1 protein-coding gene is annotated in these 706 nt (G+C 65.4%); it reads right to left on the reverse strand.

What is annotated here, in order from left to right; genetic code table 11:
• Positions 1-632 (reverse strand): Ig-like domain-containing protein (locus AC1DSF_RS30520; RefSeq protein ID WP_478184055.1); only part of this gene is annotated, 632 nt, incomplete at its 3' end.
• Between the last annotated feature and the right edge of the window lie 74 nt (positions 633-706).

Raw genomic sequence — 706 nt, forward strand, 5'->3', positions numbered from 1 at the left:
GGCGGGGTTGTGTCCACGATCACCACGTGCGGACCCGACGGCTTGCTTTCGTTGCCCGCCTCATCACGCTCGACCACCGTGAACTCGTGCCTGCCTTCGTCCAGCGGCGTATCAGGCGTGAAGCTCCAGTTGCCGTCCTCGTCGACCTTTGTCTCGCCAACGGGCGTGCCGTTGTCGATCACGACGATCGTGTCGCCCGGCTCGCCCTTGCCCACCAGCGTCGGTGTCGTGTCGTCCGTGCTCTCGCCATTGCCCACCGGACCCTKRATCGGGCCCAYGTYGTCAGTCACTTCGCCAACGACTGGCTGGCCAGGCGGGGTYKTGTCCACGATCACCACGTGCGGAYCCGACGGCTTGCTTTCGTTGCCCGCCTCATCACGCTCGACCACCGTGAACTCGTGCCTGCCTTCGTCCAGCGGCGTATCGGGCGTGAAGCTCCAGTTGCCGTCCTCGTCGACCTTTGTCTCGCCAACGGGCGTGCCGTTGTCGATCACGACGATCGTGTCGCCCGGCTCGCCCTTGCCCACCAGTGTCGGTGTCGTGTCGTCCGTGCTCTCGCCATTGCCCACCGGACCCTGAACCAAGCCCACGTCGTCAATCACTTCGCCAATTGCCGGCTTGCCCGGTCCCATCGCGTAGATCCTCACAGGGGTAGTCGGGCTCGGCGATGAGCCGTGGCCCGCTGCGTCCGTCACCGTATAGGAGA

The sequence above is a fragment of the Variovorax sp. 01N429 genome (genome assembly GCF_056399425.1).